Here is a 14,767-nt window from a genome sequence, read left to right on the forward strand (position 1 = left end):
ATGGCGCTTACTAAAGCCGACATAGCTGAACACCTATTTGAAAAGCTCGGGATCAATAAAAAAGATGCCAAAGATTTAGTTGAAGCGTTTTTTGAAGAAATCCGCTCAGCGCTAGAAAAAGGCGAGCAGGTTAAGCTCTCTGGATTTGGTAACTTTGATCTTCGAGACAAAAAAGAAAGACCAGGCCGCAACCCGAAAACAGGCGAAGATATTCCTATTTCGGCGCGTCGTGTGGTGACCTTTCGACCAGGTCAAAAGCTTAAAACCCGCGTAGAAGTGGGCACAAGTAAAGCAAAATAAAAAAAGGCAGCGTAAGCTGCCTTTTTATTTTACATAAATAAGCTAACTAAAAAGTTAGCTTATTTTTATACTAATAAATTAAAACTCTCTAGGTGATACAAACTCACCGTTTTGTATTTGCAAATATGTTTGCTCTGCAAGTATATCTAAGCTGTCTAAGCTTTTACCGCTACTAATTAGTTGATGTTCTATTGGCAGCAGTTCAATATTTTCAATACCGAACATTTGGCCCACTTTAGAAAATATATATGCATGCTTAAATTTATCATGTTTATAAAACAGGCTAATTAATGAGGTAAGGACTTCGGGGTTAGGTACGGTGTCTTTTTTATTTAACTCTAATGTTTTGTAGAGTAAATCAATGGTTTTTTCATCATCGAATTTAATGTAATACGACGCTAAGAAAAATTGCATTTCAGCACTTTGTGTCACACTCGTTTCGTTTTCTAGCGAAAGAAGTTTAGTTAGTGCACTTTGATTATTATTGCGCGACCAATGGTAATAAAGTAAACCTGGGTGGTTAGTATTTTTAGTATCTTGATATAAGCGTGTTATTTCTTTAATACTAGTTAGTTGCCCATCAATACGAGAGGTTGTTTTTTCTTTGAGTTTTACGTGCTCGATTTTTGCAGCCAATGTTATGCATTGATTGTAATCTTCAAATCCTTTAAGTAATTGGTATTTATTTTCATCTGTCGGGTCTTTATATTCTGTGTAGCGTTTTATAATAACCTCTGCGCGAGGCTCCTTACAGTGGCTATCTTTATTTAGATCGGCACAAAACCCTGGTGTTTCTTTGCATACCTTTGAGAGTGTCAACTGATCTCCACACCCAGTTAGGGCTACCAACCCTAGTAAAACACTTGCTTTTAGAAACATCCCTTAACCCCAAATGAATATATACCCTCCTATTCTAGCTCAATCATTTAACTCCTAACAGTAGAGAATAACGTCAGATTAAATTAGAATGGCAGTGCCCATTTGGGCTATCCGTTCAAAATGTTTAACTTAGGTAAATAAAATGACCTCATCTCACGAGTTAGAATACACAAATAGTTGGCAAGAGCGCCAAGATTACGCAGAAAGTATGCAACCAATCATTGGTAAGCTTTACCGTAATCGTGGTATTGAAATTGCGGTATATGGCCGTCCTCTCGTAAATGCCAGTACTATCGATATTATCAAATCTCACAAAACCGTTGCTCAGTTTGAAGGCACTAAATTACGTTTGCGCGAAAGCTTCCCATTTTTAGAAGCTATCAGCAAAATGGAATTAAACTCTGCACGTATTGATATTGGTAAGCTTGCATATAGTTATTTATTCACTGAAGCCGCAAATGGTCGTTCAGTCGAAGAGTTTGTTAAAGACGAACTTGCAGAAATAGCTGATTTACCAGCGAAAGAACCACGCGATGTTGTGTTGTATGGTTTTGGTCGTATTGGTCGTTTACTCGCGCGTTTATTAATTGAAAAATCAGGTCCATATTCAGATTTACGTTTGCGCGCTATTGTTGTGCGTGGTGGTAAAGATGGTGATCTTGAAAAACGTGCAAGCTTATTGCGTCGCGATTCAATTCACGGTCCATTCAATGGCTCAATCACGATTGATAAAGAACGTAATGCAATTAAAGCTAACGGTAGCTACATTCAAGTTATTTACGCTAACTCTCCTAGCGAAATTGATTACACCCAATACGGTATCGACAATGCATTAATCGTTGATAACACCGGTATTTGGAAAGACGAAGCGGGCCTTGGCCAACACCTAGAGTGTCAGGGCGCTGCAAAAGTATTATTAACAGCACCAGCAAAAGGTAATATCAAAAACATCGTATATGGTGTGAATAACAAAGATATTTTACCTGAAGATAAAATTGTTTGTGCAGCAAGCTGTACAACCAATGCAATTACACCAACGCTTAAAGCATTAAACGATAAGTTTGGTATTAATAATGGCCATGTTGAAACTGTACACTCGTACACGAACGATCAAAACCTTATTGATAACTACCACAAAGCAGAGCGCCGAGGCCGCGCCGCAGCACTTAACATGGTAATTACTGAAACGGGAGCTGCAAAAGCGGTTTCAAAAGCATTACCAGAGCTTGAAGGTAAGTTAACAGGTAATGCTATCCGCGTACCTACGCCTAACGTATCGTTAGCTATTTTAAACCTTAATTTAGCAACAAGTACTTCTGTTGAAGAGCTAAACGCATTTTTACGCGATACAGCACTTCATTCAGACTTACGTGATCAAATTGATTACACTGCATCAACGGAAATTGTATCTACCGATTTAGTCGGTAGCCGTTACGCAGGTGTTGTTGATTCACAAGCAACAATTGTTGAAGATAACCGTATTGTTTTATATGTATGGTACGACAATGAGTTTGGTTACAGCTGCCAAGTAGTACGTTGTATGCGCGATATGGCCGAAGTGTCATTCCCAAGCTTACCTCGTTAATTTGTTTGCAGTGACGTAAAAGCCAGCATGTTGCTGGCTTTTTTGGTCGTGTATTATTTTTAAAGCGTATGCCTTGTGATAGGCTTTAATTATTCAAATGTTAGCAATGCTCAGTTTTTATTAGTATTGCAATATTTTACTACGTGTATTTAATACCAGTAGTGTTAGTTCTGCAGAGTAAAAAGCAGATAAACTTATTCAACCTAAAGGTTTTTCCATGAAAATCAGCAGCAATTTCGACAGTGGTAATATTAAAGTTATTGAAGCCACCGATCCTTTAAATATTCAATTAGAAATTAATAAAGATCATCAGTCTGAATTTTATCAGTGGTTTCACTTTCGTCTTGAAACAACACCTTACCAATTGCATAAGTTAAATATTAATGAGCTTGATAAATCAGCTTACCCCGATGGTTGGGAAGGGTATCAAGCCGTTGCATCATATGACCGCCAAACATGGTTTCGTGTACCATCAAGCTATGAAAATGGCACATTAAGCTTTGAAATTGAACCAGAGTGCGGCAGTGTGTATTTTGCTTACTTTGCACCATATAGTTACGACCGCCATTTAGATTTATTATCTTGGGCACAAAGCCAAGGCGCTTGCCAATTAATAACGCTTGGTGAAACACTCGATGGCCGTGATATGAGTGTGCTTAAAATTGGTGAACCAAGTGAAGACAAGAAAAACATCTGGATCACAGCACGCCAACATCCAGGTGAAACAATGGCGCAGTGGTATGTAGAAGGTCTATTGCACAAACTTCTTGATGACGAAGACCCACATGCAGCTGCGCTTCTATCAAAAGCAGTATTTTACGTTGTGCCAAATATGAATCCAGACGGTAGCGCACGCGGACATCTTCGTACTAATGCTAAAGGCGTTAACTTAAACCGTGAATGGCAAACACCAAGCATGGAAAATAGCCCTGAGGTTTACCTAGTGCTAAATAAAATGCGCGAAGCTGGCTTAGATATGCACCTAGACATACACGGCGATGAAGCGATTCCGTATAACTTTGTGGCAGGCAGTGAAGGTATTCCAAGTTACGATGCACGCCTAAAAGGCCTTGAAGATAGCTTTAAAGCCGCGCTTTTAACGATTACTCCAGAGTTTCAAGATGAGCATGGCTATCCAAAAGATGAGCCAGGCCAAGCTAACCTAACGGTAGGTTCAGCAGCAACCGCTGAAGAATTTAAAGCATTAACGTACACAATTGAAATGCCATTTAAAGATAATAACGATTTACCTGATCCAGACTATGGCTGGTCAGACCGTCGTTCGTATCAATTTGGTCAAGATACGTTAGCGGCAATTGTTAATGTTGTTGATAATTTAAGATAAAACATTTATTTGAAGGGTATCAATAGTTTTGATGCCTTTTTTGTTTTTAGTAAAACCCCTTTTACAAAAAATAATAATCATATAGCAACTTCATTCCAAAACGTTTTTAACGTTTCTTCGCTGCGTATCATCACCGTATCGGTACAAATCAATCTACTTTCCTTTAAATACTGCAGATGTAGTGCCTTGCAATAGCTACGTAATTAGATATTTTGAAAATTAAGTGTTAACAAAGTTGGGTTACTTAAGTTAAGATTAATTAAATCATGAGTCGGGACGGGAGAGGCAAAACCTTATTTCGTAAAGCTTATGTTGCGTAGTAGCTAAAGCAGAGTCTCGTAACTAAAAATAATAAATATAACTATAGAGGATATCCATGGAAGCTATTGTAAGCGCTGTTAATGATGTTGTTTGGAGTAATGCACTCATTTATTTATGCCTAGGCGCAGGCTTGTTTTATTCAGTATTAACTCGATTTGCTCAAGTTAGACATTTTAAAGAAATGTGTAAGTTATTATTTAGTCCTAACACGTCTGATAAAGGTATCTCATCTTTTCAAGCCCTTGCAGTCTCGTTGTCTGGACGAGTAGGCGTCGGTAATATCGCTGGCGTTGCAGCGGCTATTGGTTTTGGCGGACCAGGCGCTATTTTCTGGATGTGGGTTGTTGCTTTTCTAGGCGCAAGTACCGCATATGCAGAATCTACTTTAGGTCAAATTTATAAAACAGAAGAAGACGGGCAATACCGTGGTGGCCCAGCGTATTATTTTGACCGTTGTTTAGGACAAAAATGGTTGGCTATTTTATTCGCTGTTTCGGCAATTATAGCATGTGGTGTCTTTCTGCCTGGCGTACAAGCAAATGCGGTAGGTAATGCGTTTACCCAAGTGTTTGGCAATGGCAACATGGTTTCTACTAGCTTTGGTGATGTAGGCAGCTTTAAATTAGTCGCTTTAGCAATTATCCTTATTGTTTTGGCATTTATTATTTTCGGCGGTATAAAACGTATTGCGAACTTTACGCAAATTGTAGTGCCATTTATGGCGCTTGGTTACATAGTACTGGCACTAATCGTGGTATTTTTAAATTTAGATAAAGTGGGCGATATATTTTATTTAATTATTAGTGATGCATTTACTGCGCAGGCAGGTTTTGGTGCTGCTATTGGTTGGGGCGTTAAACGTGGTATATATTCTAATGAAGCTGGCCAAGGTACTGGGCCTCATGCAGCAGCTGCAGCAGAAGTTGATCACCCTGCTCAACAGGGCTTAGTACAAGCTTTTTCTGTTTATGTTGATACCCTCTTTGTGTGTACTGCAACTGCATTAATGATTTTAATAACGCAGCAATACAACATTGTGGGTGAGCTACCAGCAGGGCAATTTATTGTACAAAATGTTGATGCAGCCACTGAAGTGGGATCAGCAGCCTTTACTCAAATGGCTCTATTTAGTGTATTTGGTAGCTTTGGACAAGCATTTGTCGGTATTGCATTATTCTTCTTTGCCTTTACCACAATACTTGCTTATTACTTTATTGCAGAGACTAATATTGCTTACTTAAATCGTTATTTTAAGGGCAGTATTCCGCTTGTTCTTGTGAAGTTTGTAATTATGTTTATGGTTGCATACGGCATGGTAAATAATTCAGGTTATATTTGGACTATTGGTGATATTGGCGTTGGCTTAATGGCTTGGATTAACATACTCGGTATTTTAGCCATTTTCTTTGTCGCTAAGCCTGCTTTGCTATGTTTGAGCGATTATGAAGAACAAAAGAAAAAAGGCGGAAAAGTCATATTTGATCCAGTTAAATTGGGTATAAAAAACGCCACATTCTGGGAAAAACGCTTAGAAAAGCAGTCAAAAGACGCAGAGTAATTAAACTTAGTGGGCAACTTGGAAAATTATCGCCCCTAAATTAGTTATTGGTTTGAATTCAAAAAAGACAACGAGAAATAAAACACGTACAATAAAGGCGCCGAAAGGCGCTTTTTTTATGCGTAGTATGGAGAGAAGTATGGCGATTATTCGTTGCCCAAAATGTGCAAAATCAATTTCAGATAAACATAAGCAATGTCCGCATTGCGAAAGCAACATTGCAGAGCTAAACGACGAGCAAGTTTTACAACTTCAGCGCGAACAGCGAATTAAAAAAAAGCAGATGTTTATAAATCACTCCTTTTTGGCGCTTATCTTATTTTTAGGTGGTTTTTTCTGTTTGTACTTTCTACAACCGCAAGAAGAAACACTGCAGTGGTACGCTTACACCGCCGCAATTGGCGTAGGGTGTATTTGGTATCTTATAAACCGTATTGTTTTAGTGACTCTAAAAAAGAAAAAATGACATGAACATCGACAATCTTGTACAAAATATTACTCCCGAATTATTCGAACGCTTACAATACGGTGCCTCTACTGGTAAATGGCCAGACGGTACCGTTTTATCAGATGAGCAAAAGCAACAAACAGTGCAGTTGGTTATGTTGTATCAAGCAAAAGTGGCTCAATCAAACGAGCAATTTACGATTGGTGCTAATGGTGAGATGATCCAAAAGACAAAAGCTCAACTACAAAAAGAATTTAAATCAGACAACGAAATAGCTAGGTTTAGTGAACATGATCTTTAAGCACCTTTTTACACCAAAATGGAAACACCCTAAGCAACAAGTACGTCTTGATGCTATCGAAAAATTAGACATTGAACGTGATGCAACCATATTAAACACGTTAGCACTTGAAGATAGCTCCGCTGAAATACGCCGTAAAGCGCTCCAAAAAGTGAACGACTTACCACTTTGGTGGAAAGCGTATAAACAAGATCAAGCATTAAAAGATATAGCCGAGCTACAAATATCTAATGCTGTTTTAAATAGCGAAAGTACGCTAACAGCAAAAATTAAAAACGAATACATAGAGCGTTTTGCACCCGTTAAAACACTTGAAAAGTTAGCGTTTGCAGAAAAAGAGCTGCAAGTACGCGTTAAATTACTGAAACGTTTAGCAAATCCAAAACTAGTAGAAAAAGCATTTAAAGAAGGTAGCGAAGAGCTACAAACTCAATTAGTTGAACTTGTTATTACTCATCAATTAATTAAATCATTAGTAAAGCATGCAAAGGGTGGTGCAAAAGCAGCACTTGAAACGCATATTGAAAATGAACGTTTAGCAATTGAAATGCCACTTGAAGTTGAAAATGCAACACGTGTTATTTTAGCTAAGTTAAATGCTTTACGTGAAAAAACAGATTTTGGTATTGTTAATCCACAAGCGAGCGATTTAATCGCTCAGTGGCAAGCACTTGAGCTTAAATGGTTAAGTGATGAGCGCGTTAAGCTGCTTGACGAAAAATATACTTCTATCACCACTAAGTTAGATGCACACATTGAACAGCTAAAAGCGGTACATGACAAAGAGCAGCAGCAATTAGCGCAACAACAGCGTCAATTATTAGCACTTGCAACACTTGAAGCTTTGGGTGAAGAAATTGAAAATGCCTTACAGCTTGGTCTTGAAACGCCAGAGCAAATTCAACAAGATTGGCTTGATGCAAAAGTAGCGCAAGCTAAGCAAGCTATTAGCGAAACAGAACTTGCTAATAACGCACAATCAAAACTCGCTGTAAGCAAGTTAGAAAAACTATTTACTCAAGTTGCTAAGTTACCTGAGTTAACAACGGCTATTAAAGAGTACAAACTCGCTTTTGCAGCGCTATGCGAAATTACGCCAGCAGAAGATTTAGCACAATACGATGCAACTTTAACTGAATTTAATAATGGCTTTAAAGCAGCGCGTAATCATTTAAATATTTTAGATGGCGCACTACAAAGTACCTTTAAAACACAGTTAAATGCGCATAAAAAGCAATTTTTAGCACCAATGAATGAGCTAGTTAAGCCACTTGAAAAAAACCAAAGCCAAGCAAAGCGCAAAGCGCGTGATGTTAAACGCCTAATTGAAGAAGGTCGTTTTAATGTTGCTTTTGGTGTGTTTAAAGGCTTTGAAGAGTTATTTAATACACTTACTGAGCAATATCAACAGCCGCTTGTAAACATAAAAGCGGAACTTGAAGCGCAACTTGCAGATGCTAAAGATTGGCAAAAATACGCAGCAGCACCAAAGCGTGAAGCCTTATTAGAAGAAGTAAGTGCATTAGTAAGCGAAGAATGCACCGACCCACAACAACGCGCAGAGCAAGTAAAAGCGCTACGTAAACGTTGGAATGAGTTAGGTCGTTTAGATACAGATGAAGAAAAGCAACAAGGCGTGCAGTTTGATGAACAAATCGAGCTGTTATTTGCGCCTTGCCGTAGTTACTTCGCAGAGCAAGAAGTACAACGAGAAGCATCAAAAGCACAACGTGAAAGTATTATTAACGACATGCATGCGCTCCATTTACAGCCAACTGCTGAGGATGACTTTGATTGGAAGCAATATGAAAGCCAATACAATCGTTTAAATAAAGCGTGGCGCAGTGTGGGTAAAGTTGACCCTAAAACATACCGTACACTAAACGATCGTTATAAAAATGAGCAACAACAAGTACTGACTTTGTTAAATGCATTTCATAAAACTAATGCCACACTTAAAAACGAACTAATAGAAAAAGCGCAGCAATTGTCACAAAGTGATGATTTAGCGGCTGCATGCCAAGAGTTGAAGCAAATGCAACAACAATGGCAAGCTATCGGTTTTGCAGGTTTGAAAGCTGAAAATGCGTTATGGCAAAAGTTTCGTCAGTTTAACGATGAAACATTTACCAAGCGTAGCAGTGAGTTCGAGCAGCAAAAACTTGAGCAAAACGAGTCAGATAAGCAAGCAGTTGCAGAACTTGCTGAGCTTGAAGCAGCATTGAGTGATGTTAATCAAAGAGCGCAGTTGCACGACCTTGAAACAAAAGTGAAAGGGTACACGCAATTTAGATCGTTAGCGCCAAAGGTTACTAAGCTACTAGCCGCTATTGACGATAAACTTGCATTGCTAACAAGTAAATCAGAGCAAGCTAATTTAGATGCATTAATTACTGCACTTGAGAACAATGAAGCATTACCAAGTCAGTATCAAGCACCGCTTAAAACAGCATTAAATACCGAGCAGCTTATTACGCGCATGGAAATACTAGCGAACGTAAGTTCAATCGATAAGTCACTTAGAATGGCAGAACAAGTAGCCATGCTAGATGACAAACATCGTGGCGATCATGCTGATTTAAACTATTATTTAAAACAGTTATTAGCGCTCAGTGACGGTTCAGTTGAACCTGACACACTAACGCGACTTAAAGCGACACTTGCAGCTTAATACACTAGGGCGTGTTGACCTTTCGTGGTTGAATTTGCAGCAGACTGTTTGGTATTTAGGCAAGGCAGAGTCTATGTAGTGTGGTTATTCCCCATAAATAGGCGATAACGCAGCATAAATGCCAAACATGCGCTGCCCTTTGGGTTCTTTTTAGGGACGATTAACTCTTTGTTGCTCGGTTTTGACTTAGGCCGCTAGGTTACAAACCTCACGCCGCGATTAAATCGACCCTAGATTGAACAAATTTCAATCCACAAAGGTCAACACGCCCTAGAACCAGCATAATATGTGCTGGTTACTATTTTACTAAGCCGCTTTAATAGCGGCTTTTTTATGTATCACTAATTCATAAACAAAAGGGTTCTCATGAGAATTTTAGTTATTATTGCAGCGTTATTTTTAACTGCCTGTAATACCACGCAAGGCATATCAGTATATTCATTTACTAACTCTGAGGTTGAATCTGTACTGGGTAAGCAATTACCAAAGTTAAGTGAAAAAGTAAGCTTAATGGGTTTACCCGTTCAGTTTGATGTAAACGACTTAAGTGTCAACATTGGACCTGATAACCGCGATGTTGTTGTGCTTGGTGCGGATTCGAGCGCTGAAATTAATGCATTCGCACTTAAATACCCAGTGCGTTTAAAGCTACAAATTGAAGGAAGCCCATTTTACGACAGTGAGAAAAAAGCGGTGTTTTTACGTAATATTAAATTACTTGATTCGAGTGTAGATGCCGGTGGTTTTAAAGGTAATTTAGGTGCACTTGATAGCCAAGCAATGGATGTTATTAATGCTTTTTTAGCGGTTAACCCAGTTTATACTCTAAACATGGATGACCCTAAAATGATGCTACTTAGTAAACTTCCACTTGATATGAAAGTGGTTGAAGGCGCAATTAAGCTAGTACCTCGTCTATAAGTAGATCGACCTACTTACAATATACGTATTGATTAGCCTGACTTTCAGGCTAATTAGGTTTTAATATTATGGCGGCTCCTCGCACTGTTCCCACTTCTCGGCTTTCTCGATTTGCAAAATTAGGCTCACTCGCAACAGGTGTTGCTACCAACATGTTAGTTGATGGCGCTAAGAGTGCGTTAACGGGTAAAGGTTGGGATAATAAAAGCTTACTACTACAACCTAAAAATATTGAAAAGCTAGCCACACAGCTATCACATTTACGTGGTGCAGCAATGAAACTGGGGCAATTGCTTTCAATGGATGCCGGTGATCTACTTAGTCCTGAATTAGCTCAGTTACTTGCTTTACTGCGCTCAGACGCGAACCCAATGCCTCATAAGCAGCTTGTTGAAGTGTTAAAAGAGCAATGGGGGGATGAGTGGCTAGCGCGTTTTTCTCACATTGAGCTAAGACCTTTTGCAGCGGCTTCTATAGGGCAAGTTCATTTAGCTTATAAAGAAAATGGCGATCAGCTTGCTGTTAAAATTCAATACCCTGGTATTGCAAAAAGTGTAGTAAGTGATGTCGATAACGTTATTTCTTTATTAACGATTTCTCGATTATTGCCAAAAGATCTTAATATTAAACCACTTATTAGTGAGGCTAAAGCGCAGCTATTAGCCGAGGCTGATTATAAACGGGAGGCTCAGTACTTAATACGTTATAAAAATGCACTAGCAGAGAACGAACACTTTAAAGTGCCTAACGTATATCCAGAGCACAGCACACAACACGTGCTAACTATGGAATATATAAAAGCAGAGCCCATTGAGAGCATTACAGAGCTACCTGATAGTCAAAAAAGCTTTGTTGCAGAGCAGCTCATTGATTTATTTTTTAAAGAAATGTTTGAATTTAAATTAATTCAAACCGACCCTAACTTTGCCAACTTTCATTATCAGCTTGATACACAAAAAATTGTTTTATTTGATTTTGGTGCAACGCGAGAAATATCAACCGAGCTTAGCTTAGCGTACTTAGCCTTATTTAAAGCGGGTAGTGAAAACAACCGAGAAGGTGTACTTAAAGCGGCATCACACATAGGTTATTTTAAAAATGACTTAGTTGATGAGTATAAAAACAACGTCATTGATTTATTTTTAATGGCGTGCGAGCCACTAAGAGCAGAAGGGGAATTTGATTTTAAAAATAGCGAACTCGCGCTCAAAATTAAAAATGCAGGGCTTGCTCTTAGTGGGCAATCTCAGCAATGGCATACACCGCCCGTTGATGCGCTATTTATTCACCGAAAACTTGCAGGACTTTACTTAATAGCCGCAAGGCTAGGTGCAAAAATAGATGTAAAAACGTTATTTAAGCACTATTTATAGCTTTTTAATTTACGCGTAAGTGCGCTTTAAGTAATAAGTGCACTTAGCGTATAAAATTGCCATAATACTCGCGATATTTCGCGAGGTGTATTTATGATAAAACAATTTTTAAACGATCCTAAATTATTGCTAAACGCAGTCGGTGAGGGTATATACGGTTTTGACCTGTCGGGTAATGCGGTGTTTGTTAATCCTGCCGCTGAGCGCATGACAGGTTGGTGCGCTGAGGAACTATTAGGTAAAAAAATACATCAATATCATCACCATACTCATGCTGATGGCACACCTTATCCCGCTGATGAATGCCAAATTTACTGCACCATGTTTGACGGAAAACGTCGTGAAGTTAAAAATGAAGTTTTTTGGCGCAAAGACGGTAGCTCATTTGCAGTTCAATACACCTCAACACCGGTTTATCAAAATGATAAGTTAATTGGTGCTGTAGCGGTATTTCGCGATATATCACTGCAACAGCAAACACAAAATGCACTGCAAGAGGCACTTACTCAAGTAAAGCACTTAAGTGAGCAGCTAAAAGATGAAAACAACTACTTAATTGCAGAGCTCAACGAAGACTGGCAAGACTCAGGGCTAGTTGGACAAAGCCATATATTTCAAACCATGTTAGATCAAATAAAACTGGTAAGTGAAACCGACAGCACAGTGCTTATACTTGGCGAAAATGGCACGGGTAAAGAGTTGGTAGCCCGTAACTTGTATAGGCTGAGCAAACGTAGCGAACAGGCCTTTATAAAAGTTAATTGCGCTGCATTTACCCCGAGCTTGCTAGAGTCGGAATTGTTTGGCCATGAAAAGGGCGCGTTTACAGGTGCCAATGAACGTCGTAAAGGGCGCTTTGAACTTGCTGATAAAGGCACCTTGTTTTTAGATGAGATAGCAGAGCTTCCACTTGAGGCGCAAAGTAAATTACTGAGAGTCTTGCAAGAACAAGAGTTTGAACGTGTGGGTGGCAGTAATACGCTAAAAGTAAACATTAGAGTGATTGCAGCGACTAATCGCGACCTGTGGGAAATGGTACAAAAAGGCACGTTTAGAATTGATTTGTATTATCGGCTCAATGTATTTCCTATAAAAGTACCCGCCCTTAAAGATCGAAAAGAAGATATTCCTTATTTATGCGCTAATTTAATTGCGCAGCTAAATAAGCGGCTCGGGAAAAACTTAAAAGGGCTAAGTAAAAAAGCAATTACGCAGCTGCAAGCCTACAATTGGCCAGGCAATATTAGAGAGCTGCAAAATGTACTTGAACGCGAAGCTATTTTATCTAATCAAGCGGTACTTCAGCTAAGCCAGCCTTTGCAAGCGGGTGGTGAAGTCGTTATTAATCCTTCACTTACGCTCGATGAAGCGCAAAAGCAGCATATAACCTCTGTTCTTGTGTTATCGCACTGGCAAATATCGGGTGATAAAGGGGCGGCAGTTAAATTGGGCTTACCTGAGAGTACACTACGCTCAAAAATGCGAAAGTTAGGGATTGCTAAGGATTCGTGATATATCGCGAAATACGCTTTATATCGCGAGGTTGGTTTTTTGTTTTTAAAATAATCTGTTTAATATCAATGAAGTAATTAAAGTTTCAGCTTGGTCTGAAAGTTGCAAGTACTTGCTTAATACCCGTCATTATGAAGCAAGTACTATGAAGTTTGATATTAAAGAAGAAGACATGATCATTAAGCCCTATAACACCGAAGGGCCAATTTATATCCGCGAGCAAAAAGGATTTTTTCAGCGCATACGCCGTAATTTAGGTTGGCTGCTAATGCTAACTTTTATTGCAATACCGTGGATCCAATATAACGGTCAACAAGCTGTGCTGCTTGATGTGGCAACGCAAACTTTTACTATTTTTGGTCTAACACTCCTTCCTCAAGATTTTATGATTTTAGCCCTGCTATTTATGGTGGGGGCTTTTGCATTATTTTTTGTAACTAACTGGCTTGGTCGGGTTTGGTGTGGATATACGTGCCCGCAAACAATATGGATGCTCATGTTTTCGTGGGTAGAACAACGCATAGAAGGCACTCGAAATCAGCGTATTAAATTAGATAAATCGCAGTGGACGCTGAGCACTTGGCGCAAAAAAATTACTAAGCACAGTGCGTGGATTGTTATTTCAGTTTTAACCGCCACCTCGTTTATGGCGTATTTTATCCCAGCAAAAAGTTTGTATATGGAAATACTTACGTTTGAATGGTCAGGTATTACGAGCTTTTGGGTGTTTTTATTCGCTTTTTGCACCTACGGTAATGCAGGGTTTTTACGCGAAAAAATGTGCACAATTGCTTGCCCGTATTCTCGTTTTCAGGCTGTTATGTTTGATAAAGATACGTTGCTTGTTACCTATGATAGCAAGCGCGGTGAAAGCCGAGGACCACGTAAACGCAAAGCCGATCCAAAAGAGCTTAACCTAGGTGACTGTGTAGACTGTAACTTATGTGTAGAGGTATGCCCTGCAGGAATAGATATTCGAAATGGCTTACAATATGAATGTATAAACTGTGGCTTATGTATTGATGCTTGCGACGATACCATGGAGAAATTTGGTTATCAAAAAGGCTTAATTAAATACGCCAGCGAAAAACAAATGGAGGGTAAAAAAACCAATCCATTTAGATTAAAACTAATAGGATACGGCGCATTAACGGCTTTGTTAATAATTTCTATGTTTGCATGGATGCTACAACGCACACCAATAGAAGTCTCAGTACTACGAGATAGGAATGCGCTTTATAGAGTGAACTACGAGGGCCTGGTAGAAAACCCTTATACACTTACTATTATTAATAAAACGCAGCAAGCACTGCATTACACCATTGCCATAGAGGGCTTGCCAGAAGCAACACTCTCAAGTCCAAGTTCTACACTTATACAGCCAGGTGTGATGAAAAGAGTCCCCGTTACTGTAACTGCAGATGGTTACGATATTGAGCGTAAAGTTAGCAAGTTACAATTTGTAGTAACAGCGCAAGAAGACGCCAGTATAACCATAACTAAAGATAGCCAGTTTTATAAAAACTAAGATTGATAAAATTTCATAAACAACA

At 39.0% G+C, this 14,767-nt stretch carries 12 protein-coding genes; 11 read left to right on the forward strand and 1 reads right to left on the reverse strand.

The window, feature by feature from the left end:
* Entirely contained in the window at positions 1 to 300 is a 300-nt protein-coding gene (gene ihfA / locus LOS73_RS10230) for an integration host factor subunit alpha (RefSeq protein ID WP_002960690.1), read from the forward strand.
* 78 nt (positions 301 to 378) lie between these two features.
* On the opposite strand, the gene LOS73_RS10235 is transcribed toward ihfA, so the two are convergent.
* Complete coding sequence (locus LOS73_RS10235; RefSeq protein WP_007378328.1) at positions 379 to 1,179, reverse strand: DUF2989 domain-containing protein; 801 nt, start codon at positions 1,177 to 1,179, stop codon at positions 379 to 381.
* A gap of 142 nt (positions 1,180 to 1,321) precedes the next feature.
* Between LOS73_RS10235 and LOS73_RS10240 the strand changes: the two genes are divergently transcribed.
* The 10 genes from LOS73_RS10240 (at position 1,322) to ccoG (ending at position 14,742) form a co-directional block, all read left to right on the forward strand.
* Complete coding sequence (locus LOS73_RS10240; protein WP_007378329.1) at positions 1,322 to 2,764, forward strand: glyceraldehyde-3-phosphate dehydrogenase; 1,443 nt, start codon at positions 1,322 to 1,324, stop codon at positions 2,762 to 2,764.
* Positions 2,765 to 2,981: 217 nt separating this feature from the next.
* Positions 2,982 to 4,109, forward strand: a complete 1,128-nt coding sequence (locus LOS73_RS10245) for a M14 family metallopeptidase (protein WP_008136269.1) — start codon at positions 2,982 to 2,984, stop codon at positions 4,107 to 4,109.
* A 376-nt stretch (positions 4,110 to 4,485) separates the two neighbouring features.
* Complete coding sequence (locus LOS73_RS10250) at positions 4,486 to 5,988, forward strand: alanine/glycine:cation symporter family protein (protein WP_007378331.1); 1,503 nt, start codon at positions 4,486 to 4,488, stop codon at positions 5,986 to 5,988.
* Positions 5,989 to 6,127: 139 nt separating this feature from the next.
* Positions 6,128 to 6,454, forward strand: coding sequence for a hypothetical protein (locus LOS73_RS10255; RefSeq protein ID WP_007378332.1), 327 nt, complete (start codon positions 6,128 to 6,130; stop codon positions 6,452 to 6,454).
* A 1-nt stretch (position 6,455) separates the two neighbouring features.
* Positions 6,456 to 6,737 carry a YeaC family protein gene (locus LOS73_RS10260; RefSeq protein WP_007378333.1) on the forward strand — a complete coding sequence of 94 codons (282 nt, stop codon included), beginning with the start codon at positions 6,456 to 6,458 and terminating at the stop codon, positions 6,735 to 6,737.
* The gene (locus tag LOS73_RS10265; RefSeq protein WP_457934920.1) at positions 6,727 to 9,408 is read left to right on the forward strand and encodes a DUF349 domain-containing protein; all 2,682 of its coding nucleotides are present in this window, start codon (positions 6,727 to 6,729) and stop codon (positions 9,406 to 9,408) included. The genes LOS73_RS10260 and LOS73_RS10265 overlap by 11 nt, the downstream gene beginning before the upstream one ends.
* A 366-nt stretch (positions 9,409 to 9,774) precedes the next feature.
* Positions 9,775 to 10,329, forward strand: coding sequence for a DUF1439 domain-containing protein (locus LOS73_RS10270; RefSeq protein WP_002960677.1), 555 nt, complete (start codon positions 9,775 to 9,777; stop codon positions 10,327 to 10,329).
* 68 nt (positions 10,330 to 10,397) lie between these two features.
* Positions 10,398 to 11,702 (forward strand): ABC1 kinase family protein, encoded by a 1,305-nt coding sequence (locus tag LOS73_RS10275; RefSeq protein WP_457934921.1) that lies wholly within the window; start codon positions 10,398 to 10,400, stop codon positions 11,700 to 11,702.
* 93 nt (positions 11,703 to 11,795) lie between these two features.
* A complete protein-coding gene (locus LOS73_RS10280; RefSeq protein ID WP_457934922.1) occupies positions 11,796 to 13,214 on the forward strand; it encodes a sigma-54 interaction domain-containing protein in 1,419 nt (472 codons plus the stop codon).
* A 145-nt stretch (positions 13,215 to 13,359) separates the two neighbouring features.
* Entirely contained in the window at positions 13,360 to 14,742 is a 1,383-nt protein-coding gene (gene ccoG, locus LOS73_RS10285; protein ID WP_457934923.1) for a cytochrome c oxidase accessory protein CcoG, read from the forward strand.
* Positions 14,743 to 14,767 lie beyond the last annotated feature (25 nt).

The sequence above is a fragment of the Pseudoalteromonas sp. SCSIO 43210 genome, from assembly GCF_054133285.1.

Bases quoted from the DNA above. Each gene is read 5' to 3' on its own strand.
- LOS73_RS10275 (WP_457934921.1), top strand. From the start codon at position 10,398: ATGGCGGCTCCTCGCACTGTTCCCACTTCTCGGCTTTCTCGATTTGCA.
- LOS73_RS10280 (WP_457934922.1), top strand. From the start codon at position 11,796: ATGATAAAACAATTTTTAAACGATCCTAAATTATTGCTAAACGCAGTC.
- LOS73_RS10250 (WP_007378331.1), top strand. From the start codon at position 4,486: ATGGAAGCTATTGTAAGCGCTGTTAATGATGTTGTTTGGAGTAATGCA.
- LOS73_RS10240 (WP_007378329.1), top strand. From the start codon at position 1,322: ATGACCTCATCTCACGAGTTAGAATACACAAATAGTTGGCAAGAGCGC.
- LOS73_RS10235 (WP_007378328.1), bottom strand. From the start codon at position 1,179: ATGTTTCTAAAAGCAAGTGTTTTACTAGGGTTGGTAGCCCTAACTGGG.
- LOS73_RS10265 (WP_457934920.1), top strand. From the start codon at position 6,727: ATGATCTTTAAGCACCTTTTTACACCAAAATGGAAACACCCTAAGCAA.
- LOS73_RS10260 (WP_007378333.1), top strand. From the start codon at position 6,456: ATGAACATCGACAATCTTGTACAAAATATTACTCCCGAATTATTCGAA.
- LOS73_RS10255 (WP_007378332.1), top strand. From the start codon at position 6,128: ATGGCGATTATTCGTTGCCCAAAATGTGCAAAATCAATTTCAGATAAA.
- LOS73_RS10270 (WP_002960677.1), top strand. From the start codon at position 9,775: ATGAGAATTTTAGTTATTATTGCAGCGTTATTTTTAACTGCCTGTAAT.
- ccoG (WP_457934923.1), top strand. From the start codon at position 13,360: ATGAAGTTTGATATTAAAGAAGAAGACATGATCATTAAGCCCTATAAC.
- LOS73_RS10245 (WP_008136269.1), top strand. From the start codon at position 2,982: ATGAAAATCAGCAGCAATTTCGACAGTGGTAATATTAAAGTTATTGAA.
- ihfA (WP_002960690.1), top strand. From the start codon at position 1: ATGGCGCTTACTAAAGCCGACATAGCTGAACACCTATTTGAAAAGCTC.